This window comes from Gillisia xinjiangensis (assembly GCF_046298265.1).
GTDB classification, from domain to species: Bacteria; Bacteroidota; Bacteroidia; order Flavobacteriales; family Flavobacteriaceae; genus Gillisia; species Gillisia xinjiangensis.
In genome coordinates this window covers 146,304-167,813 of record NZ_JBKAHK010000002.1, presented here as the reverse complement: position 1 = coordinate 167,813, position 21,510 = coordinate 146,304, and the positions used below count along the sequence as shown (strand labels likewise).

Here is a 21,510-nt window from a genome sequence, read left to right as displayed (position 1 = left end):
AGAGATGAATATGAAAATTATAAATAAAGTGATGATTTTTATGGCCATTGGAATACTTTCCACTTCATGTGACGTGGAAGAGTTTTCCGATTTAAATGGTCCTGAAGTAGATGCTTTGGTAGAAGATTTATCCAGAGGAGATTTACAAGACCTCGTGGGAGGTGTTTTCTATAGTATGAGAGTGGGATTAGGTACCTATTACGATGATGTGGGGGTTATTGGAAGGGAATTTTATAGGTTTTCCAGCTCCGATCCCCGGTTTACCGCCGATTTATTGGGCAAGCAAAATGCGGTGCTTGATAATAATACCTTCTATATCACAACTCCCTGGGCTGCCAGGTATAGAAGCGTAAAAAATACAAATATTATCCTGGAGGGATTAAATAACACTACGGCCGATTTTAGCACGGAGGAATTAAGTGCTACCCGTGGATTTCTAAATACAATCAAGGCTTATGAACTGTTGCTGAATTTGAACCTTACCGATGAAAATGGTATTCGACTGGATGTGAATAATCCCGATAATTTAGGGCCGATTGTATCCAAAGCTGAAGCTTTATCTGTAATTCAATCTTTATTGACGGGCGCGGCTACAGATCTTGCAAGTGGAGGTAGCGAGTTTCCATTTGTAATGACTTCCGGTTTTTCCGAATTTAACACGCCTCAAGGATTTTTAGAAATAAATAAGGCTTTTTCTGCCAGGGTAGCTGCATATCAGGGGAATTTCCCTGCAGTGCTAAGCTTTCTTGAAGATTCCTTTTTAGATTTAAATGGTGATCTTGATACCGGTGTTTATTATGTTTTTTCCGAAAATCAAAATGATTTGATAAATCCTGTATTTTTTCAACAAAATGCATCTGCTGCCGGTGCCAGGATTGTACAACCCAAATTTATTTCTGAAGCGGAAGCTGGTGATAACAGGGTAGATGAAAAGATTAGCCTTCGGGAGGAAACCATTACTTTCGATGGGTTATCTGGTGACTATGACTTTTTTCTTTATACCACCAGAACTCAGGAAATACCCGTAATTAGGAATGCGGAACTAATACTTTTATATGCTGAAGCAAATATTACCGCAAATCCTACTGAAGCGGTAGAAGCTTTCAATGTAATTAGAAACGCTGCATCACTACCAGATTATTCTGGCCCTCAAACACAGGCTGCGTTAACGGCTGAAATGCTGAAGCAAAGAAGATACGAATTGTATGGGGAAGGCCACAGGTGGATCGATGCCCGTAGATATAATATTCTCAACACACTTCCAATAGACAGGGCAGGGGATGATGTTTTTTCCAAATTCCCAATTCCCCTTACGGAAAATGAGTAGTATTTAGTTTTTAGTTGTTTAACAAAAAAGGTCCAATTTGCATTTTTAAAGCACATTGGACCTTTTTTCATTTTCATACTTTTTATCCCGTTTTTATTTTACATTTGGCACTAATTATCCAATATTTTCTATTCCAATTTAATCAATGCCATTAAAAAATATTAAATGGATTTACCTAATCCTGCTCTCACTGGTATGGGGAAGTTCTTTCATCCTTATTAAAAAGGGACTTGCAGGTTTAAGCCCTTTGGAATTAGGCTCCTTCAGAATTATTTTTGCAGCGCTTTTCTTGGTAATGGTTGGTTTTAAAAGTCTTCTGAAAATTAACAGAAGTCAATGGAGATGGATCTTTCTCTCTGCTTTTTTAGGTTCTTTTTTTCCCGTTTATCTCTTTGCTTTTGCTGAAACTGAAATAGATAGTGCCATTGCTTCTATCTTAAATTCTACTACACCTTTGATGACCCTTATATTCGGCATTTTATTCTTTAGAATTGTCTTTACCCAGAATAAGGCTTTGGGGGTTATCATAGGATTGCTGGGGACCTTGGGGCTTATTTTTAGCGGTGCGCAAGTTAATCCGGACCAGAATTATTTCTATTCGGGCCTTGTGATTGTGGCTTCTGCCTGTTATGCAATAAACGTAAACATCATCAAGAGATATATGCATGATATCTCTGCCCTGGGTATCACAACGGGAAATTTCCTTGTATTATTAATTCCATCGGTAATTGTACTGTATTTTACCGGGTTTTCTTTAGGTGAGGTTGCTGTAAATCCTGTGCTCTCTCGTTCCCTGCTATATGTTCTGATTTTAGGAGTGGTAGGAACCGGAATTGCCATGATCATCTTTAACAAGCTTATCCAAATCTCCGATCCTGTTTTTTCCACTTCGGTTACATATACCATCCCGTTGGTTGCCCTGGGCTGGGGATTTTTAGATGGTGAGGTGTTTAGTTATCTTCAGCTTATTTCAGCTCTTGTTATTTTGTTAGGGGTGTTTTTAGTGAACCGTACCAAGAACTTATATACCGCAAACAAAACGACCGGCCTTTAAGAGCCGGTCGTTTCTACATTAATAAAAAATCTTTATTCTATAAAATCACTGTCTTCAATTCCCTGGTTTAATTTGATTTCACTAACGGTAAATTCTATGGATTGCGGCCCAAAAGATTGGGTCATCATAAACGGGAATTTAATTCCATTAACTTCCTTGTAGTTGCTATATCCGGTTGGAACTTCCATAGTTTGCGGACCCTGGGAAACAGTTTTTACAGACTTCACTTTTAAACCGGTTTCCACGTCGTAATAAGCGGTAGTTTTATCGTTTAATGCGATTGCATAAGCGTCTTTTCCTTCAACAGCTTCAATACCCATTACTCTGGCATCTTCCACGATTAATTCTGGGAAAGGTATGGACTCCGCTTTAACATCGGCTATTTGCTCTTCAGTAAATGGTACTTTCTGGCCCTGCATAACCGCAAATCCTGTAGTTCCGTCAAACACTTGCTTACTAATGGCATTTCCGCCCATAGAAACCACTTGTAGCGATTTTCCATTTGCAGTGGTTTTAACTTCAAGATCCAATTTTTGACCTTGAATTTCTGCAGATGCATTCATTAGCAGGCTGCTTACTTTATCTAAGGCTTGCTTTCCGCCTATTGCCTGGATATATTTATCTAAAACAGCTTCTGCAGTAACTGCCGGATCTACTGCTTTGTTAAACTCAGGCTTCTCGATAGGATTGGCTTGCTTATCAAAATATTTTACCGGAATTGCTTTTCCGTTGTAAGAAAGATTCTCCAAGCCTTTAGCAACTTCGCTTCCTTTTCCCACTATAACAATTCTGGAATTGTCTGCCAGGAAATATTTTTTCGCAACCCGTTGCACATCTTCTACTGATACAGCATTGATATTTTTAAGATAATCTTCATAAAAATCTTCATCAAGATCTTCAGTTTCTACATCTAAAGCCAATCTGGCAATAGTAGCTGGCTGTTCCAAAGACAATACAAAATCTCCGGTATATTTAGCTTTTGCATTAGCAAGCTCTTTATCTGAAACCTTTTCATTTCTAATTCTATAGATTTCATCTAAGAAAGCAACCACAGAGCTATCGGTTACAGCATTTCTAACACTTGCGCTTGCAACAAAAGTTGCAGCCCCATATTTATTATTTCCAGTTCTTGAATATGCTCCATAAGTGTATCCTTTATCTTCCCTTAAGTTTAAGAACAAACGGCCTTCTCCACCGCCACCAAGAATTTTATTTGCCACTAAAACCGGGAAATAATCTTGGTCTTTTTGTTTTAAATCTATAGTATTTACCAAGGCAATTTCGCTTTGAACTGCATTAGGCATATCGATAAATTGAATTTCAGTTCTCTCCAAATTAGCAACTTTTGGCAAGGTATAATCAGGCAAAGTCCCTTCTTTCCAGTTGGAAAAATTTTCTTTTACCAACTTTTTAGCCTCCTCAAATTTCACATCTCCAACAATCACTAAATATGCATTTTGTGGTGTAAAATAAGTCTTGTAAAAAGATTGTACATCGGCAAGATTTAAACTCCCCACTGTTGCTTCTGTAGAAAATTCTCCATATGGATGATCTTTCCCAAATGCCAAGGCAGATCTTACTCTGCTTGCATTATAAGCGACATTTTTTTCATTGGATTTTAAACCTTCGATCTCACGATCTTTTACTTTGATAAATTCTTCTTCAGTAAATTTCGGGTTTATAGCTCCATCTGCCATAAGTTTTAATACTTCTGGAAAATATTTCGATAAAGTATTGGCAGCTGCTCCACTAGAATAAAAATTAAGACTAGCTCCCAAATAATCTACACGCTCATTAAAATCGTCTTTAGACATTTTTTGAGTTCCTGTTCCAAGTAATTGACCTGATAAACTGGAAACTCCGGCTTTTTCTGCTTCAAGTATTGGTGGATTATCTAATCTTAAAGACATCGACACTCTTGGAAGTTTGTGGTTTTCAACCACCATTACTTTAAGACCATTGTCTAAAGTAAAACTATCGGGTTCTTCAATATTAATTTTTGGAGCAGGACCTGCTTCCGGTTGTTTGGTTCGGTCTATTTGAGCATTCACTCCAACAGAAAGAAACAATATTGCAGCAAAAGCTATTATATTATTTTTCATCTTAATCATTTTGTAAATTTTTATTGTTTTGCTTCTTCAGCTTTTGGTAAATATTCTAAAACAACTCGCTGATTTGGGTTTAAATACTCTTTAGCAACTCTTTTTATATCCTCTCTGGTAATAGATCTATAAATGTTTATCTCTTCATTTATTAATTCAGTATTGCCATATAATAAATAATTGCTCGCCAAAGAATTTGCGATTCCCGCTACGCTGGAATTCGAATTCACATAGTTGTTCTCTGCTTTATTCTGAAGTTTTTGAAAATCTTTTTCTGAAATTAAATCAGTTCTAATTTTCGCTATTTCTTCTTCCATATCACTATTCAATGTCTCTAATGAAGTATCTCCTTGTGGGATCGCAAATATTAAATACATTCCGTAGTCTTCCTGTTCCAGATTGAAAGCTTGAACAGCCAGTGCTTCTTTTTTATCATCTACCAACTTCTTATAAAGTTTTGAACTGTTACCATTGCTTAAATAATCAGAAATCATATTTAAAACATATGAATCTTTATCGGTAAAAGAAGGAGTTCTGTATCCTAAAACAGTAGCGGGTAATTGAATATTAGCATCGTAAGCTGTCGCTTTGATTTCTGTAGTAATAGGAGTTTCTTTAGGCATGTCTCTCACTACAGGATTTCCCTTAGGGATTGGCCCAAAATAATCCTGTATCATTTTTTTGGTCTTGGAAATGTCTATATCTCCGGCAACAACTAAAACCGCATTATTAGGAGCATAATATTTATCGAAATAATTTTTAAATTCTTCTAACGTAGCAGCATCTAAATCTTCCATATATCCAACATTTGGATCTTTATATGGATGCTTTTCAAATAAGTTGGAAGAGACAGCTTGCAATAAATTCCCATAAGGTCTATTGTCATAACTTAATCTTCTTTCTTCCTTTACAACCTCATTTTGGGTGTCTACTCCTTTTTGTTTAATTATTGGATGCATCATTCTCTCGGACTCCATCCATAACCCCAATTCTAAATTATTAGAAGGGAAAATTTCGTAGTAGTAAGTCCTGTCATTAGAGGTGTTCGCGTTGTTTGTTCCTCCATTGCTGCTTACAATTTCGAACCATTTCCCATTTGGTATGTTTTCAGTTCCCTCAAATAGTAAATGCTCAAAAAAGTGAGCAAATCCGGTTCTTCCATCTTGTCGGTCTTTTCCTCCGACGTGGTACATTACTGAAGTTGTAACAACTGGGGCAGTGTTATCCTGATGTAAAATAACATGTAGTCCGTTATCTAAATCATATTCTGTAAACTCAACTTCTTGTGCAATCCCCGAAACCCCCAGGATCAAAGCACAGGCTGTTAATTTAATTTTGTTGATCATTTTTAAAGTTTTTTATTAATGTGTTCTATTAGTATGCCAAACCACCTGATTGTTACAGAGTATCACGAAAAAATATTTTTATGTTTTTTGGCACATTTGGCAGTGAAGAATTTTAAAATTAACAGGCTCTTAAGTGATGTTATGCGTAATTTTTAAGAACTTTAGGTACTACGAACAAAAAATATTTAAAATGAAAAAGTTAGGTGTTCCGTTTTTATATGGAATTGTGATTGCAATTGGTTTGATAGCGTATTTTTTGATACTTTCTCTTTTTGGACTTCATGCAAACCCTGTGTTTAGCTTGTTCAATCCGGTTATTGTGGGAATAGGTTTGTTTTTGGCCATTATTGCTTCAAAAAGAAAGATGGGCAATAAATATAAATATCAGAAAGGCTTTAAAATAGGGCTAAAAACCGGTTTTATTGCCACCATACTTTTTACAATTTTCTTCGGAGTTTATTCTACTGAATTGAATCCGGGATTCATAAATGAACTGCTTTCGGTTTGGGATACAAGCTGGCATATAAGTTTAGGAATGGTGCTTTTTACGGTTGCAATAATGGGATTTGCAACAACAGTGGTATTAACGTTGGCATTTATGCAGTTATTAAAGGATTCCTGGAACACAAAGGAAGTCAGGAAGCAGCAATTGTAAAAATCTACAAAGCCTTTGCTAATTAATTATTTAAGAGTATATTTGCACCCGTCTTTAAAAAAATGAAGGCGGGTTTTCTATTAAATAAATTAATCAATAAATACGCTATGTACGCAATTGTAGAGATAGCAGGGCAGCAATTTAAAGTTGCAAAAGACCAGAAAGTATTTGTAAACCGCCTTGCGGGAGAAGAAGGAGACAGTTTGTCTTTTGATAAAGTTCTTCTTACCGGAGATGGTGATACTATTACTTTAGGCGCCCCAGCTATAAGCGGTGCTTTGGTAGATGTTAAAATCACCAGACACCTTAAAGGAGACAAAGTTATTGTCTTTAAAAAGAAAAGAAGAAAAGGATACCGTGTCAAAAATGGTCACCGTCAATCCTTAACTGAAATTTCTATCGTAGGTATAACGTTGCCGGGTGGTAAAAAAGCTTCTTCTGCTAAAAAGGAAGATAAAGCTGCTGCTCCTAAGGCAGAAACCAAAAAAACCGCTGCAACTCCTTCTGCTAAAAAAGAAGTTGAAGTAAGTGAAAATTTGGTAAGTCGTGCTGAAAACAGAGCTGAAGAAGGAAACATTGAAATAAATGTTGATAAACTTCTTCACAGTGTTGGTACTGCTCCAAAATCTGATGCCGATGATTTGAAACTTATCAACGGAATTGGACCGGTTTACGAACAGAAATTGAATGACATAGGTATTTATACTTATGAGCAAATTAGCAAACTTAAAGCAGCCGACAGAGAAGAACTTTCTGCTCTTGAAGGTATTACCCGTGATAAGATCGAATCTGACGAATGGGTGAAGCAGGCAAAAGAATTGCTTAAGAACAAATAAGAATTAACTAGAAAAACTTTAAGCCATGGCTCACAAAAAAGGAGTTGGTAGTTCCAAGAACGGTAGGGAATCTGAATCAAAACGCTTAGGTGTTAAGATCTTTGGAGGACAGGCCGCAATCGCCGGGAACATCATCGTTAGACAAAGAGGTTATACACACAATCCTGGAGAGAATGTGTATGGAGGAAAAGACCATACTTTACATGCGAGAGTAGACGGTCTTGTAAAATTCACAAAAAAGAAAAACAATAAGTCATACGTTTCTATTGAACCGTATGAAGCTTAAAGCCCCCTAACCCACGATGGGGGAATTGTGGATTTCTTTTTTAAATATTTAAAAAACCCTTTCAGAGTAATCTGAAAGGGTTTTTTCGTATCTTAAAAGTTAAATACTAAAGATATATGGATTATTCTACTATTTACAGAACTCACGATAGTGCAGAGGTCTCGATAATCAAACACAAATTTGAAGAAGAGAAACTAAATTATCAAATACTTGATGAACATACCAGTTCCTCCGCTGGAATCGCAGGAATGGGAGGTGAAGGAATGCGGATTCAGGTACAGGAATCTCAGATAGTTAAGGCAAAAACAATTCTGAAACAGATAGGGTATTTAGGGGAATGGAAAGATGATTTGAAGAAACAACGAAGGAACCAACCTGCCAGAAAATGGATCTTCATTTTTTTGGCTGCGCTCGTATTAATTATTGTTGCATTCCTTATCATGTGGTTTATGAACCCATAATTAAAAAGCATAAAAAAATCCTCCCTGAATTTAATCAAAGAGGATTTTCTCCATTCTCAAATCTGAAATCTCATATCTAATACCTGTAGTATTCCGGTTTGAAAGGCCCATCAACAGTAACCCCTATATATTCAGCTTGTTCCTGGGATAATTCGGTAAGTTCTACTCCTATTTTTTCCAGGTGAAGCTTGGCTACTTTTTCGTCCAAATGCTTCGGAAGCATATAAACGTCATTTTCATATTTATCTGAATTTTTCCAAAGTTCAATTTGAGCCAGGGTTTGATTGGTAAATGAATTACTCATCACAAAACTAGGGTGACCGGTTGCGCAACCAAGGTTCACCAGTCTTCCTTCAGCTAAAAGAATAATGTCTTTTCCATTGATGGTATATTTATCAACCTGAGGCTTGATCTCAACTTTAGTGCTTCCGTGGTTTTTATTCAACCAGGAAACAGCAATCTCATTATCAAAATGGCCAATATTGGCTACAATTGTCTTGTCCTTCATCGCTTCAAAATGTTCAGGACGAACGATATCTTTATTTCCTGTAGTGGTAATTACGATATCTGCTTTTTCAAGGACATTTTCCAGTTTTTTAACTTCAAATCCATCCATTGCAGCTTGCAGCGCACAAATAGGATCGATTTCTGTAACTGTTACAATAGACCCCGCACCTCTAAAGGAAGCTGCGGTACCTTTCCCTACATCTCCATATCCGCAAACAACTACGCGTCTCCCGGCCAACATAACATCGGTAGCACGACGAATGGCATCTACTGCACTTTCGCGACATCCGTACTTATTGTCAAATTTTGATTTGGTAACAGAATCATTCACATTTATAGCAGGCATTGGAAGTGTTCCATTTTTTACGCGCTCATATAAACGGTGCACTCCTGTAGTGGTTTCTTCAGAAAGGCCTTTAATATCTTCAGCCATTTCAGGATATTTATCCAACACCATATTGGTAAGATCCCCACCATCATCAAGGATCATATTCAGTGGTTTACGATCTTCTCCAAAAAATAAAGTTTGCTCTATACACCAGTTGAATTCTTCTTCAGTCATACCCTTCCACGCATAAACCGGAATTCCGGCAGCCGCAATAGCAGCAGCAGCCTGATCCTGAGTGGAAAATATATTACAAGAACTCCAGGTAACCTCTGCACCTAAAGCCGTCAATGTTTCAATTAAAACTGCAGTTTGAATGGTCATATGCAAACAACCTGCAATACGGGCACCTTTTAGAGGTTGCTCGCTACCAAATTCTTCGCGTAAGGACATTAGGCCTGGCATTTCAGCTTCTGCAAGTTCAATTTCCTTTCTTCCCCAATCTGCAAGGGAAATATCTTTCACTTTATAGGCCGTATAAGGCACCGTTTTAGTAGACATATTATTATATTTGATTTATAGAAATTTTCAGTTTCAAAAGTAATCATTATCTAACAGAAATTTATGCCCCTTTACAAAAGAATAACAGTTGATGAACATACTAAAGTCTTCATTTGGAAGGTCGAGGAGCCTTTGACATGGCTAAGCGAAGGAATAGAACTCACTACGAATTGCCAGGTGCGGGTTGATGGGATGAAATCTGAAATACATCAACGTGGATTTATGAGTATTCGTCATCTTTTAGCCGAAGCTGGTTATGTGGATCAGGACCTTTATTATGATGATTTGGGAAAACCACATTTAAAAGATGGTAAACATATTTCCATAACCCATTCTTTTAATTTTACCGGTATAATTGTAAGTGATGAAGAAGTGGGGATAGATATTGAAATGCAACGCGATAAAATACTCAAGATCGCCAATAAATTCACCCCTTTAGAAGAATATCATACGGTTGCCAATGAGGAGGCTTTAATTCGAAAACTCACGATCGTTTGGGGCGGAAAGGAATCTATTTATAAACTTATGGCCGAACCCGGACTTGGTTTCCTGCAGCACATCAATATTACCGATTTTGATTTTGAGGCCACAGAAACCACCGGAACTGTATTATTTAAGGGAGAAAAATCCCGTTTTAAGCTAAATTTTCTGGAATTTGCAGGATTTACCTGTGTATATGCTCGACAACTTACTGAAGCTAAAGACAAATGATCCTCACTTCTTCAATCTATACAACTTTGGATCTTTCTGCTGAAAGAGGAGAAAAACAACTGGCGGTACTTATAGATCCTGATAAATTCCTCGAATCTGAAGCAGAATGCTTTTTATCCGGATTACCTGGTGATACCACCCATATTTTTGTTGGGGGAAGTACGGTAGCCCCTGATAAAACGCAAAAAAGTGTTCGGGCAATTAAGCTGTTTTCAGATTTGCCCGTGGTTTTATTTCCGGGAGATCACACCCAGATAACAGAACAAGCCGATGCCTTATTGTTTTTAAGTTTGATCTCCGGCAGAAACCCTGAGTATTTAATTGAACAGCAGGTAAAATCAGTAGAAAAACTTCGGAATTCAACCCTGGAAATAATCCCAACGGGATATATTCTTATTGATGGTGGTAATCAATGTGCCGTACACCGCATCAGCCAAACCCTGCCTATTCCACAAAATCAGGTAGATCTTATTATCAATACTGCATTGGCAGGTCAGTTCTCCGGGAAAAAGCTCATTTATCTGGAAGCGGGCAGTGGCGCTCAAATTGCTGTTTCCGAAGAAATTATATCGGCGGTTAAGGATGCGATAAATATTCCGTTGATAGTGGGTGGCGGCATCCGCACACAACAGCGACTCATGAAATCGTATGATGCGGGTGCCGATATGGTGGTGATTGGGACTGCTTTTGAACAGTATGGTCTGTCAATCTGAGCGATAGCGAAGAATCCTGCGTTCTCATTGGACGGGTCACCAAAGGCATAAACGTTCTTAAACTTGATCACTCCGCCCTACATTAGATTGCTTCAGTCGGCCCAAAGCCTCCTTCGCAAGGACAGTCCTAAACAAGCTCGTTCAGAATGACAAAACTTCAACTTCAAATTCCTAACTTTGATAACAATTAAAACATTCGTGTATAATTTGCTAATTCCATTATTAAATGAAAATTTCAGTAGAACTTACCCTTACACCTATTCAGGATAATTACGAACCAGCAATTATCAACTTTATCAAACAAATGCGGAATTCAGGATTAATCGTAAAAGAAAATCCTTTAAGCACCCAGGTTTATGGCGATTACGATGAGGTTATGAAAGTTCTTAACAAGGAAATAAAAACAGCCTTTGAGGCCATAGACCGTGGATTGATATATATAAAAATCGTAAAATCTGATCGTAGCGACTATGCAGCCGATTTTTGATTTCTTTTTTGAACAGTATTATGGTTACAGGACCCTATTTATTATACTGGAGATAATTGCGGTAATCTTTGGGTTTTTATCGGTTTGGTTTTCTAAACAGGAAAATATACTGGTATATCCAACCGGGATCATCAGCACATTGATATTTGTCTACCTGCTTTGGCAATGGGGACTATTGGGAGATATGATGATTAATGCCTATTATTTTGCAATGAGTATCTACGGCTGGTATATTTGGACACGAAAAGTGGATGCCATCCATTTTACGCCGGTAACCACTATGACTAAAAAAGAACATTTAAATGCGGTTTGGTTGTTTTTGGGAACCTTGCTTTTTGTTTATGGAGTTTATAATTACTTTGATAAATGGACAGACTGGACTGCATATCTGGACACTTTCACCACGGCTATATTTTTCGTTGGAATGTTCCTTATGGCAAAGAAAAAACTGGAAAACTGGATCTTCTGGATCATAGGAGATTTAATCTCTGTACCTTTATATTTCTATAAAGGGTTGACCCTCACGAGTTTTCAATACTTTTTATTTACAATTATCGCCTTTTACGGTTATTTCGCATGGAAGAAAAGCTTAAACAAGAACCTGCAAACTGTCTGAAAGCAGTTCTCTTTGGACCAGAATCAACCTGGAAAACCACATTGGCCGAAAGGCTTGCAAAGCACTATGAGACCGCCTGGGTTCCGGAATATATGCGGGATTATCTTCAGCGAAAATGGGATAAGGAAAAGAAAACCTGTGAACCACAGGATCTTGTTCCAATTGCAAAGGGCCAGATGAAGCGGGAAAATAAGCAGGCGAAAATCGCTGATAAAATTCTTTTTTGTGATACAGATCTACTGGAATTAAAAGTTTATTCTGAAGCATATTACCATGGCTACTGCAACCCCTGGCTTCTTAAAGCTGCGTTAAACAATTGGTACGACATCTACTTTTTAACTAATATTGACAACCAGTGGATTCCAGACGATTTGAGGGATAAACCTGATGACAGAGAAGGAATGTTCAAAAAATTTAAAAGCACCCTACAGCTTAATAGAAGACCCTATATTACTTTAACGGGGAATGAGAATGAACGCTTTGAAACGGCCGTTTCTGCGATTGATGAACTATTAAAACGAGAAAAGTGATTACCAGAGAAGAAGACTTAAAACAAATTGAAGATAAAGGATTAACAGAGGGAAAAGTTGAGGAGCAATTAAGGATTTTTGAAAGAGGAAATATTTCTGTAAATATACTTGCAGCCGCAACTGTTGGAAACGGAATTCAGCAATTTTCTGAAGCTCAAATAAATGACCTTGCAACATATTACGATGCTAAAAAGTTTGATTTTGATATAATAAAATTTATACCTGCTTCGGGAGCTGCAACCCGAATGTTCAAAGATCTGCACAAGTTTTTGGAAGAATTTGATGCTGAAAAAGAATCGATTTCAAATTTTTTATCCCAGCATAAAAATGAAAATTTAAACCGATTTTTTTCCGAAATGGAAAAACTGCCATTTTATAAAAGAGCGGTGAATAATGCCATAGAAAGTCAGCCGGGATTTCATAGCCTTTCTGATGATGCAAAAAAATACACCCTGGTTCGTACTATATTATATGCTCCCGGTCTTAATTTAAGCGACTATCCAAAAGGCCTGGTGCCTTTTCATGACTATGGCGATCATGTTGCCACAGCTTTTGAAGAGCATTTAATTGAATCTTCAAAATATGCAGCCATTGATGGGATTGCAAAACTACACTTTACAGTTTCTGAAGGTCATAAGGAGAAATTTGAAGCTGAATTTGATTCAATTAAAAAAAGAATAGCTCAAAAGGCTCAGGTTAAATTTGAAATAACCTATTCGTATCAAAATCCTAAAACCGATACTATAGCGGTTGACGATTCAAATGAACCCTTCAGGACTGAAGAAGGGAAATTATTTTTCAGGCCTGGTGGACATGGGGCATTAATCAATAACCTGAATGAGCTCAAGGCAGTTGTTGTTTTTATTAAAAATATAGACAATGTAGTGATAGAAACTCAGGTGGAGGAAGTTGCGAAATATAAAAAAGTACTTGCGGGCAAGCTGCTAAAACTTCAGGAACGCTGTTTTAAATTTTTGAAAGATCTTGAAACCAAAAATTCTTCAGAAGCGCTTATCAGGGAAATTTCAGAATTTCTGAAAAATGAGTTGTTTCTCGGATTTAAGTCCGACTTTGAAGGGCTTTCAGAAGAGCAAAAACTTCAATATCTAAAAGAAAAACTGAATCGTCCACTGCGGGTTTGCGGAATGGTAAAAAATGAAGGGGAACCCGGGGGAGGCCCTTTTCTTGTAAAAATGGAAAATGGAGAAAGTTCCCTGCAAATTATTGAAGGAGCCCAAATAGATAAAAACAATCCCGATCAAAAAAAGATCGCGGAAAACGCAACTCATTTTAATCCTGTAGATATTGTTTGTGGGTTAAAAAATCATGAGGGAACCTCTTTTGACCTAAACGAATTTGTAGATCCTGCAACGAGTTTTATCGCTAAAAAAAATAAGGACGGAAAGCCTTTAAAAGCACTCGAATTGCCCGGACTTTGGAACGGTGCAATGGCAAAATGGAATACCGTTTTTGTGGAAGTTCCTGTATCTACTTTTAATCCGGTAAAAAAAGTTACTGATCTTTTGAAACACTCCCATCAAGTAAAATAGGACATGCCCGATTATGAAGCCCTTAAAGCAGAATTGATTTTTAAAGCCGTTAAAAGCTCAGGCCCGGGTGGACAACATGTTAATAAAACCGCATCAAAAATCATCCTGAATTTTAATCTTGAGAATTCCCACGCGCTTTCCGAAGAAGAAAAATCCAGAATTTCAATAAAACTTGCTTCAAGAATTACGAACTCTGGAGAAATTATTCTGGAAAGTGGAGAAACCCGGAGTCAGCATAAAAACAAAGAATTGGTAACCATCCGTTTCCTTCAACTGATTAAAAAGGCCCTCAAAAAGGAAAAACCCAGAAAAAAGACCCGACCAACCAAAGCTTCAAAATTAAAGCGATTGCGTTCCAAGAAGATAAAATCAGAAAAAAAGATAACCAGGCAAAAGCCTCCTTTGTAATAAGTCTCGTTTTTCCTGAAATATCTTTTAGAAGCATCGATCCAGTCTATTTAAAAGATGAGAAATGTGGATTTTTTCCACATCCCAATTGTAAATCCCTCTAAAAATCTACATAATATTCTGTTAATGAGTGTTTTATGAATTTAAATATGCGCCTTTTATAAGGGTTCCACCCGGTTTTATCAATTGCAATATCCTTGGCATAATCTTTCCTCTATGGACAATAACCAATATTAGAAATAATAACTATAAATTTTAAGATTATGAAAAAGTTAGGATTAACATTTGCCGCAATTGGATTATTTTTTGCAACTACCACTCAGGCTCAGGAAGAAAATGAAGCTTCGGCAGAGGTTTTGACCGAAGTAGAAGTTGCTGTTGCGGTACAGGATGAGTATACAAAATTAGATGTTGCCGAACTTCCTGCCGCCATAACACTTGCAATTGAAACAGACTTTGCAGGAGCTACTGCAAAAGAAGTCTGGGTTAAGGAAGAAGAAGGGAAAAAGGTTTACAAAATTAAACTAGATGTAAACGGCGAAGAGAAAAAAGTTTATGCAGATGCTGAAGGTAACTGGATAAAAAAAGAGTATAAGCAGAAAGAGGCTTATTAAGCTTTCGTTCTTAGAATGAAAAAAGGCTGTCAAATTTGGCAGCTTTTTTTTGTGTTAATAAGTGGGGCGCCAAAGGTTCATAATTCGTAAATTTGTTAATTACAGCAAATACGAATACGATTATGAACTCAATTCTTATAATTGAAGATGATGTAGCCTTTGCTACAATGCTTAAAACCTTTTTTGAAAAAAGGGATTATAAGGTTGAGACTGCTTTTACAGCCGGTGATTCTTTTAAAAAATTGATGACACAATCCTTTGAGGTGATCCTTACCGATGTGAGGTTGCCAGATAAAGACGGATTGGAGATTCTGCTGGAAGTAAAAGAAAAATATCCAGATACCCAGGTAATTGTAATGACGAATTATGCCGAGATCAATATGGCGGTTAAGGCGATGAAAAATGGTGCTTTCGATTATGTTTCAAAACCATTTCAGCCTGAAGCGATCCTGCAAACCATAAAAAATGCGCTCAGTTCCGACACGGTCGCGCCGGAAAAAATAAGCACTCCTAAATCAACATCAAAAGAGAAAGAAAAATCCAAGGAGGGCTTAATTTCTTCCGGATTTGTAAAAGGAGTGAGTGATGCGGCAAGAAAACTAAGTGATTATATAGATTTGGTTGCTCCCACGAACATGTCTGTATTGATCATGGGGGAAAGCGGAACCGGAAAAGAACAGGTTGCAAAAAGTATTCACGATAAAAGCAAAAGGAGAGGCAAGCCTTTTATTGCTGTAGATTGTGGTGCGATTCCCAGGGAAATTGCCTCCAGCGAATTTTTTGGCCATTTAAAAGGTTCCTTTACCGGAGCGATTCAGGATAAAACCGGCCATTTTGAAGCAGCTAATGGTGGGACACTGTTTTTGGATGAAATTGGGAATTTGGGATACGATCTTCAGGTGCAGTTGTTAAGGGCCTTACAGGAACGAAAAATTAAACCTGTGGGCGGAAATAATGAAATTAAAGTAGATATCCGGGTGGTTACAGCCACCAATGAAGATCTTTTTAAAGCGGTGAAGGAAGGGAATTTCCGGGAAGATCTTTATCATAGGCTGAATGAATTTTCTATTCAGGTCCCGGCATTGCGGGAACGACGAGAGGATTTAATGTTATTTTCTGAATATTTTCTGGATGAAGCCAATGCCGAACTCGAAAAGGATGTTATAGGCTTTAGTGATGAGGCTATTGAGGCTTTTCAAAATTACAGTTGGCCGGGGAATCTTAGGGAGCTCAAAAACATGGTGAAAAGGTCGGTTTTACTAACCCAGGATTCTATTATTTCCTTAAAGGTACTTCCTTACGAAATAGCTGCAGCAACCAAAACTGATGATTCCTATCATTTGTTTAAAAGTAAAAATGAGGAGAGCTTAATTCTGGATGCCCTGGAAAAAGCAAATGGTAATAAAAGTAAAGCAGCCAGGTACTTATCAATAGACCGGAAAACACTCTATAACAAGTTAAAACAATACGATATTAAACTGTGATCTCTTTTTGCAGTTCCTGAAGTAAACTTTTTATTTCATTTAATAGTCCAGGGAAATTACATTTCTCAAATTGTTTATCTTCCAAAAGTTGCAATTTTTCAATAATCCCCTTTGTTTTAAGTTGCTTGAACATAGGAAGCATTCGGTGAGCTATATTGCCCGCCTTTTCCGGATCTTTATATTCCACCGCCTTTTTTATTTCCTCTAAATTGATCACAGTGCTATTTATAAAAGCATTCAGGATCGTATTCAATGCCTCCTGGTCATCTCCCGCAAACAATGCTATTTCGTCCAAAGAATAGCTGGAATTCAAAGACACCTTCTTTAAGTGTGGATAGTTGTTTTTTAATTCCAGATGAAGAATTTTACCAATTTCCAATAGTAAATCCGAAGGTTTATAAGGTTTTATTATGTTCCCTGAAAACCCTGCAGCGGAGTAGGCATTAGAACTTACATTTGTTCTTCCGGAAACGGCAAGTACCGGGGTTTGAGCATATTTGGGACTTTCTTTTATTGCCTTTACCAATTGGAAACCATCTACTTCTGGCATTTGAATATCGGTTAAAACAAGGTCATACTTCCTGCTTTCTAATTTAGTGAGCGCTTCTGCTCCATCGGCTGCCGTATCGCAATTCATCCCAACAGATTTTATCAACTCTTTGGAAAGCGCCAGTTGAGAAGATTCATCGTCTACCACCAAAATATTTTTTCCGCTGAGGTTCAATTTGGATATTTCGGGAATTTCGATAAGTTTTTCTGCTTCCTTCAATTTTATTACCGGAATTATAATGATGAATTCACTTCCTTTTCCCGGTTTACTTTTCAGTTGAATAGATCCCTTTAATAAATCGGTAATTTGTTTGGTAATGGCAAGCCCCAATCCGGTTCCGCCATATTTCTTCTCGATCTCCCCGTGTTCCTGGGAAAATTCCTCGAAGATATCCTCCTGTTTTGTTTTTGAGATCCCAATCCCGGTATCTTTAATAGAAATTTCAAGGGAATAGCTATCCTCTATTTCCTTTCTCATGGATAGCGAAGCCGTAATTTCCCCCTCATCAGTAAATTTATATGCGTTGTTGATTAGGTTTGAAAGGATTTGTTTTATCCTGAAAGGATCACTTATTACCTGGCAATCGGTATTTTCTTCAGCAAGAAAGTTGAATTTTAAGTACTTCTTATCATTTTCAGGGATGGTATTGTAAAAGGTTTCTTCCACTAAATTCTTCGGATTGAAGGGTAACTTTTCAATAAGCATTTTTCCGGCCTCCAGTTTTGAAAGATCTAAAAGATCATTCACGAGATGAAGTATGTATTCTGAAGATTTTTGGAGATGGGAAAGGTATCGGTTTTGTTTATTGCTAAGATTAGATTTCCCCATCAATTCCGTATAGCCAATTACGGTATTTAACGGCGAGCGCAGGTCGTGGGTAATGGTTGCCATGAATTGTTCCCTTCGCTTCATCAATGATTCTGTAAAACTTTGGGCTTCTTCAAGCTGAATTCGATACCGCTGACTTTTTGAAACATCGCGAACAATTAGGAAAAGAAAGAACAGAATGATCAAAACACTTGCTATTCCTACAAAAATTATAATGGAGGATACTTCCTTCAGTAGGGTTTCTGAATTTTCTACCCTGGCAAGCGAATTTTGTCTTTCCTGATGTTCAATAAGGCTCAGCAAATTTCTTAGTTGTTCGTTGAGGATCATATCATTCTCCAACAACTCATCTTCTTTTTTATTGATTACCTCACGGAATTGCTGGTTTTGTGCTTCCAGTTCGCTCAAAACATTTTTCACGGCAATCACCAGGGAATCTGCGCTTAAGGTTGATAATTGCCCGGGTGTCTCTTCCTTGGAAAATTCCAGCAGGCGAATTAAAACGCTTCTTTGGTGCGGTTCCAGGTTGGAAAAGCGCCTTTCATAATTGTTCTCGTTAAAAGAAGCATCCACTTTTTGTAATTCCTGAATTACTTCCCGGTAATAACTGGTATTTCTATCCCTGGACCGAAGATTTAACAGTTCCTTGAGGTTCTCACTTTTTCGTGACAGCAGTATAGAAATACTGTCCAGCTCAGTTTGCATGATGTTATCTGTATAGGTCTGCTTCAGGGAATCCAGATTTTTTTGAACAAGCTCTATTTGTGCGGAATACCTGTTTAGATCTGTAGTGTCTCCCGACTGAATGAAGCGCCTTCCTATATTTTCTGTTTCAGATAATTCAGTGGTTATTTCACTTACCAATACCAGTTGCTGGTTGTTAAGCTCCCCGGACTGGGCCAGCGAGGAAAACTTTACCACCTGGGTGTATATAAACCAGACTGCCAGAGCTGCCAGGGCGGCAACAAGTAAATATCCCAGGAGCACCTTTAAAGTTATTGATCGCTTGGTATTTTTCATTATCTAAATAACACCAAAATTAAGCCAATTCTTTTAAATTGGAAGATTTACTTAGGAAATCAAAAAAAGCTTAGTACTTTTGCCCCACATCTCAAAGGGGTGTCAAATCCTGAATTTGTTTCAGGCCGAGGCTGAGATTATACCCAAAGAACCTGGGCAGGTAATGCTGCCAAGGGAAACGAAATCTTCAAGGATTTCGAAAATGTATGAAACCCCCTGTTAAATCGCTCGAGAGATTTTAATAGGGTTTTTTTATGCATTTTTTTAAGCTATTAATTAATCAAAGAATAATAGCCCCTTTTATTCGTAAAATTTAACTCTTACGAATGAAACAATTTTTTATTTTACCAGCAACCTTTCTTATCTCATTAGTTGGTTTTTCCCAACAAGATCCTGATACTGTTTCCAAACCAAGGGAAGTGCTTGAGGAAGTTCTTGTTCGGGCTGTTCGGGTTGATGCCGATTCTCCTGTAACCCATTCCAATATCGGTAAAAAAGAGCTCCGGAAAAGGAATTTAGGTCAGGATCTTCCGTTCATGCTCAATTATCTGCCTTCTGTAGTTAGTACCTCCGATGCTGGAGCAGGAGTGGGATACACCTCATTTCGCGTACGTGGAAGTGATGCTTCACGAATCAATGTGACTTTAAATGGAATTCCGTTTAACGATGCTGAAAGTCAGGGGTCATTTTTTGTCAATCTGCCGGATTTCACGTCTTCTGTTCAAAATTTACAATTACAACGGGGTGTTGGGACATCTACAAACGGTTCCGGAGCTTTTGGTGCGAGTTTGAATTTACTTACCGATGCGGTTTCCGAAGAGGCCCATGGAGAAATTTCTAATTCCTACGGATCATTCAATACAAGGAGGCATAATCTTAAATTTAGTACGGGGTTGCTTAATAACCGCGTGGAAATCGCCGGAAGACTTTCCGTCATCGCTTCCGATGGTTATATTGATCGTGCAAGTTCCAATTTGAAATCCTATTTCCTGCAGGCCTCGTATGTAGACGATAATACGCTTATAAAGGCCATTGCTTTTGGAGGACATGAAGTTACTTACCAAGCCTGGAATGGAATAGACAAGGAAACTCTGGAGAAGAACCGCACTTTTAATTCCGCCGGAATGTTTACGGATGCCCAGGGGAATATCCGTTTTCACGATAATGAAGTAGATGATTATAAACAGGATCATTATCAACTTCACTGGAATCAGCGTTATAACCATAACTGGTCTTCCAATCTGGGCCTAAATTATACCTACGGAAGAGGTTTTTTTGAACAATACCGCGAAAATGACCGCTTCTCAACCTATGGTTTTGAACCTTTAGAAGTTGCAGGCGAAACCATAAACAGGACCAATCTTATTCGTCGTAGATGGCTGGATAATGATTTTTATGTCATCAATGCGAATGCGACCTATAAAAACAATACGCTGGAAGTAACTTCAGGGGCTTTTTACAGCCATTATAAAGGGGATCATTTTGGAGAGGTTATCTGGGCCAGATTTGCTTCAGATTCTGATTTCGGGGATCGGTATTATTTTAGCGATGCCTCCAAAGATGAGTTTACGGTTTTTTCCAAAGCAACCTGGCGTATCAATAACCAATGGCAGCTATTTGTCGATTTACAGGGCCGATTTATCAATTATAAAACAGCTGGTATCACTTCAGATGTAATTCCGATAGATGTAGATGAAAATTTCAGTTTTTTTAATCCGAAAATGGGATTAACGTACCAAATTGATAAATCCAATCAGTTGTTTGCTTACTTCGGAAGAGCCCATAGAGAACCTACAAGAAATGATTTTGAGGAGGGTATTTCCACCCCGGAAAAACTGAATGATTATGAACTTGGTTACCGCTTTACTTCCGATAAATTTAAACTGAATTCCAATATCTATTATATGGATTATAAGGATCAGTTGGTGCTTTCGGGAGAATTGAATGATGTAGGTGCACCCTTAAGAACCACCAGCGGGAACAGTTACAGGCTGGGCCTCGAGATAGATGCAGAAATTATATTGAGCGAACAATGGAGTTTAAGACCAAACCTGGCACTGAGCTCCAATAAAAACAGGGATTTCGTGGCTTCTATAGATGGATCTTTAAAGGAATTGGGAACAACCAATATTTCCTTTTCTCCGGATGTGGTGGCTTCAAATATGTTAGTATACCAACCTATATCTAATCTTCAGCTTGGTTTTCTTACTAAATATGTTGGGGAACAGTATATGGGTAATATAGATAGTGAAGCCTCTCTTTTGGACAGCTTTTTTATAAATGATTTTAATGTTTATTATGAATTGGAAACTGTTCCGTTATTTAAATCGATGGTGTTTTCAGGATTGATCAATAACATATTTGATGTGAAATATGTCTCCAACGGATATTTCTTCACTTATGAGGATGATTTTTCAAATCCGGGAACAGTAACAACTGTTGAAGGGGCAGGCTATTATCCGCAGGCAGGGATCAATTTTCTTGCAGGAGTAACTTTGAAGTTTTAATCCCTCAAAGAGGGTTTCAAACTGCTATTCCC

Annotated in this window: 20 protein-coding genes; 16 read left to right on the top strand and 4 right to left on the bottom strand. The window is 37.7% G+C overall.

Features of this window, described 5'->3' with window-relative positions:
• Window positions 1-10 precede the first annotated feature (10 nt).
• Together ACKGJN_RS01840 and ACKGJN_RS01835 are read left to right on the top strand one after the other, a co-directional pair.
• Window positions 11-1,327: a RagB/SusD family nutrient uptake outer membrane protein gene (locus tag ACKGJN_RS01840; protein ID WP_409537715.1), complete on the top strand. Its 1,317-nt coding sequence runs from the start codon at window positions 11-13 to the stop codon at window positions 1,325-1,327.
• A 145-nt stretch (window positions 1,328-1,472) separates the two neighbouring features.
• Window positions 1,473-2,381, top strand: a complete 909-nt coding sequence (locus ACKGJN_RS01835) for a DMT family transporter (RefSeq protein ID WP_409537714.1) — start codon at window positions 1,473-1,475, stop codon at window positions 2,379-2,381.
• A gap of 32 nt (window positions 2,382-2,413) precedes the next feature.
• Here the strand turns inward: ACKGJN_RS01835 and ACKGJN_RS01830 are convergent, their stop codons facing one another.
• Both ACKGJN_RS01830 and ACKGJN_RS01825 read right to left on the bottom strand, forming a co-directional pair.
• Window positions 2,414-4,483, bottom strand: coding sequence for a M16 family metallopeptidase (locus tag ACKGJN_RS01830; protein ID WP_409537713.1), 2,070 nt, complete (start codon window positions 4,481-4,483; stop codon window positions 2,414-2,416).
• Between the two features lie 20 nt (window positions 4,484-4,503).
• A complete protein-coding gene (locus tag ACKGJN_RS01825; protein WP_409537712.1) occupies window positions 4,504-5,829 on the bottom strand; it encodes a M16 family metallopeptidase in 1,326 nt (441 codons plus the stop codon).
• 190 nt (window positions 5,830-6,019) lie between these two features.
• On the opposite strand from ACKGJN_RS01825, the gene ACKGJN_RS01820 reads away from it, so the two are divergent.
• The 4 genes from ACKGJN_RS01820 to ACKGJN_RS01805 all read left to right on the top strand — a co-directional run bounded on the left by ACKGJN_RS01820 (window position 6,020) and on the right by ACKGJN_RS01805 (window position 8,067).
• Window positions 6,020-6,484: a DUF4199 domain-containing protein gene (locus tag ACKGJN_RS01820; RefSeq protein WP_409537711.1), complete on the top strand. Its 465-nt coding sequence runs from the start codon at window positions 6,020-6,022 to the stop codon at window positions 6,482-6,484.
• Window positions 6,485-6,591: 107 nt separating this feature from the next.
• Window positions 6,592-7,320, top strand: a complete 729-nt coding sequence (gene rplU, locus ACKGJN_RS01815; protein ID WP_409537710.1) for a 50S ribosomal protein L21 — start codon at window positions 6,592-6,594, stop codon at window positions 7,318-7,320.
• A gap of 25 nt (window positions 7,321-7,345) precedes the next feature.
• Window positions 7,346-7,606 carry a 50S ribosomal protein L27 gene (gene rpmA, locus ACKGJN_RS01810; RefSeq protein WP_409537709.1) on the top strand — a complete coding sequence of 87 codons (261 nt, stop codon included), beginning with the start codon at window positions 7,346-7,348 and terminating at the stop codon, window positions 7,604-7,606.
• Between the two features lie 116 nt (window positions 7,607-7,722).
• Window positions 7,723-8,067, top strand: coding sequence for a putative signal transducing protein (locus ACKGJN_RS01805; RefSeq protein ID WP_409537708.1), 345 nt, complete (start codon window positions 7,723-7,725; stop codon window positions 8,065-8,067).
• Window positions 8,068-8,143: 76 nt separating this feature from the next.
• On the opposite strand, the gene ahcY is transcribed toward ACKGJN_RS01805, so the two are convergent.
• The gene (ahcY, locus tag ACKGJN_RS01800; RefSeq protein WP_409537707.1) at window positions 8,144-9,460 is read right to left on the bottom strand and encodes an adenosylhomocysteinase; all 1,317 of its coding nucleotides are present in this window, start codon (window positions 9,458-9,460) and stop codon (window positions 8,144-8,146) included.
• Window positions 9,461-9,523: 63 nt separating this feature from the next.
• On the opposite strand from ahcY, the gene ACKGJN_RS01795 reads away from it, so the two are divergent.
• From ACKGJN_RS01795 to ACKGJN_RS01755, 9 genes are all read left to right on the top strand, one after another.
• Window positions 9,524-10,171, top strand: coding sequence for a 4'-phosphopantetheinyl transferase family protein (locus ACKGJN_RS01795; protein ID WP_409537706.1), 648 nt, complete (start codon window positions 9,524-9,526; stop codon window positions 10,169-10,171).
• Entirely contained in the window at window positions 10,168-10,884 is a 717-nt protein-coding gene (locus tag ACKGJN_RS01790) for a phosphoglycerol geranylgeranyltransferase (RefSeq protein ID WP_409537705.1), read from the top strand. The genes ACKGJN_RS01795 and ACKGJN_RS01790 overlap by 4 nt, the downstream gene beginning before the upstream one ends.
• A 226-nt stretch (window positions 10,885-11,110) precedes the next feature.
• Window positions 11,111-11,371, top strand: a complete 261-nt coding sequence (locus ACKGJN_RS01785; protein WP_409537704.1) for a thiamine-binding protein — start codon at window positions 11,111-11,113, stop codon at window positions 11,369-11,371.
• Window positions 11,355-11,987, top strand: a complete 633-nt coding sequence (gene pnuC, locus ACKGJN_RS01780) for a nicotinamide riboside transporter PnuC (RefSeq protein WP_409537703.1) — start codon at window positions 11,355-11,357, stop codon at window positions 11,985-11,987. Before ACKGJN_RS01785 ends, pnuC begins: the two co-directional genes overlap by 17 nt.
• Entirely contained in the window at window positions 11,948-12,517 is a 570-nt protein-coding gene (locus tag ACKGJN_RS01775; protein WP_409537702.1) for an AAA family ATPase, read from the top strand. Before pnuC ends, ACKGJN_RS01775 begins: the two co-directional genes overlap by 40 nt.
• Window positions 12,514-14,067 (top strand): DUF4301 family protein, encoded by a 1,554-nt coding sequence (locus tag ACKGJN_RS01770; protein WP_409537701.1) that lies wholly within the window; start codon window positions 12,514-12,516, stop codon window positions 14,065-14,067. The genes ACKGJN_RS01775 and ACKGJN_RS01770 overlap by 4 nt, the downstream gene beginning before the upstream one ends.
• Before the next feature lie 3 nt (window positions 14,068-14,070).
• Window positions 14,071-14,475 carry an alternative ribosome rescue aminoacyl-tRNA hydrolase ArfB gene (gene arfB / locus ACKGJN_RS01765; protein WP_409537700.1) on the top strand — a complete coding sequence of 135 codons (405 nt, stop codon included), beginning with the start codon at window positions 14,071-14,073 and terminating at the stop codon, window positions 14,473-14,475.
• 263 nt (window positions 14,476-14,738) lie between these two features.
• A complete protein-coding gene (locus tag ACKGJN_RS01760) occupies window positions 14,739-15,089 on the top strand; it encodes a hypothetical protein (protein ID WP_409537699.1) in 351 nt (116 codons plus the stop codon).
• Window positions 15,090-15,211: 122 nt separating this feature from the next.
• Window positions 15,212-16,573 carry a sigma-54-dependent transcriptional regulator gene (locus ACKGJN_RS01755; protein WP_409537698.1) on the top strand — a complete coding sequence of 454 codons (1,362 nt, stop codon included), beginning with the start codon at window positions 15,212-15,214 and terminating at the stop codon, window positions 16,571-16,573.
• Here the strand turns inward: ACKGJN_RS01755 and ACKGJN_RS01750 are convergent.
• Window positions 16,563-18,971, bottom strand: coding sequence for a hybrid sensor histidine kinase/response regulator (locus tag ACKGJN_RS01750; RefSeq protein ID WP_409537697.1), 2,409 nt, complete (start codon window positions 18,969-18,971; stop codon window positions 16,563-16,565). The two genes, ACKGJN_RS01755 and ACKGJN_RS01750, sit on opposite strands and share 11 nt — an antisense overlap.
• 326 nt (window positions 18,972-19,297) lie before the next feature.
• On the opposite strand from ACKGJN_RS01750, the gene ACKGJN_RS01745 reads away from it, so the two are divergent.
• On the top strand, window positions 19,298-21,478 hold the full coding sequence (locus ACKGJN_RS01745; protein ID WP_409537696.1) for a TonB-dependent receptor: 2,181 nt from the start codon (window positions 19,298-19,300) through the stop codon (window positions 21,476-21,478).
• The last annotated feature ends 32 nt before the right edge of the window (window positions 21,479-21,510 follow it).

Excerpts from the sequence above, each read along its gene's own strand:
- ACKGJN_RS01840 (WP_409537715.1), top strand. The coding sequence starts at position 11 with ATGAAAATTATAAATAAAGTGATGATTTTTATGGCCATTGGAATACTT.
- ACKGJN_RS01835 (WP_409537714.1), top strand. The coding sequence starts at position 1,473 with ATGCCATTAAAAAATATTAAATGGATTTACCTAATCCTGCTCTCACTG.
- ACKGJN_RS01830 (WP_409537713.1), bottom strand. The coding sequence starts at position 4,483 with ATGAAAAATAATATAATAGCTTTTGCTGCAATATTGTTTCTTTCTGTT.
- ACKGJN_RS01825 (WP_409537712.1), bottom strand. The coding sequence starts at position 5,829 with ATGATCAACAAAATTAAATTAACAGCCTGTGCTTTGATCCTGGGGGTT.
- ACKGJN_RS01820 (WP_409537711.1), top strand. The coding sequence starts at position 6,020 with ATGAAAAAGTTAGGTGTTCCGTTTTTATATGGAATTGTGATTGCAATT.
- rplU (WP_409537710.1), top strand. The coding sequence starts at position 6,592 with ATGTACGCAATTGTAGAGATAGCAGGGCAGCAATTTAAAGTTGCAAAA.
- rpmA (WP_409537709.1), top strand. The coding sequence starts at position 7,346 with ATGGCTCACAAAAAAGGAGTTGGTAGTTCCAAGAACGGTAGGGAATCT.
- ACKGJN_RS01805 (WP_409537708.1), top strand. The coding sequence starts at position 7,723 with ATGGATTATTCTACTATTTACAGAACTCACGATAGTGCAGAGGTCTCG.
- ahcY (WP_409537707.1), bottom strand. The coding sequence starts at position 9,460 with ATGTCTACTAAAACGGTGCCTTATACGGCCTATAAAGTGAAAGATATT.
- ACKGJN_RS01795 (WP_409537706.1), top strand. The coding sequence starts at position 9,524 with ATGCCCCTTTACAAAAGAATAACAGTTGATGAACATACTAAAGTCTTC.
- ACKGJN_RS01790 (WP_409537705.1), top strand. The coding sequence starts at position 10,168 with ATGATCCTCACTTCTTCAATCTATACAACTTTGGATCTTTCTGCTGAA.
- ACKGJN_RS01785 (WP_409537704.1), top strand. The coding sequence starts at position 11,111 with ATGAAAATTTCAGTAGAACTTACCCTTACACCTATTCAGGATAATTAC.
- pnuC (WP_409537703.1), top strand. The coding sequence starts at position 11,355 with ATGCAGCCGATTTTTGATTTCTTTTTTGAACAGTATTATGGTTACAGG.
- ACKGJN_RS01775 (WP_409537702.1), top strand. The coding sequence starts at position 11,948 with ATGGAAGAAAAGCTTAAACAAGAACCTGCAAACTGTCTGAAAGCAGTT.
- arfB (WP_409537700.1), top strand. The coding sequence starts at position 14,071 with ATGCCCGATTATGAAGCCCTTAAAGCAGAATTGATTTTTAAAGCCGTT.
- ACKGJN_RS01760 (WP_409537699.1), top strand. The coding sequence starts at position 14,739 with ATGAAAAAGTTAGGATTAACATTTGCCGCAATTGGATTATTTTTTGCA.
- ACKGJN_RS01755 (WP_409537698.1), top strand. The coding sequence starts at position 15,212 with ATGAACTCAATTCTTATAATTGAAGATGATGTAGCCTTTGCTACAATG.
- ACKGJN_RS01750 (WP_409537697.1), bottom strand. The coding sequence starts at position 18,971 with ATGAAAAATACCAAGCGATCAATAACTTTAAAGGTGCTCCTGGGATAT.
- ACKGJN_RS01745 (WP_409537696.1), top strand. The coding sequence starts at position 19,298 with ATGAAACAATTTTTTATTTTACCAGCAACCTTTCTTATCTCATTAGTT.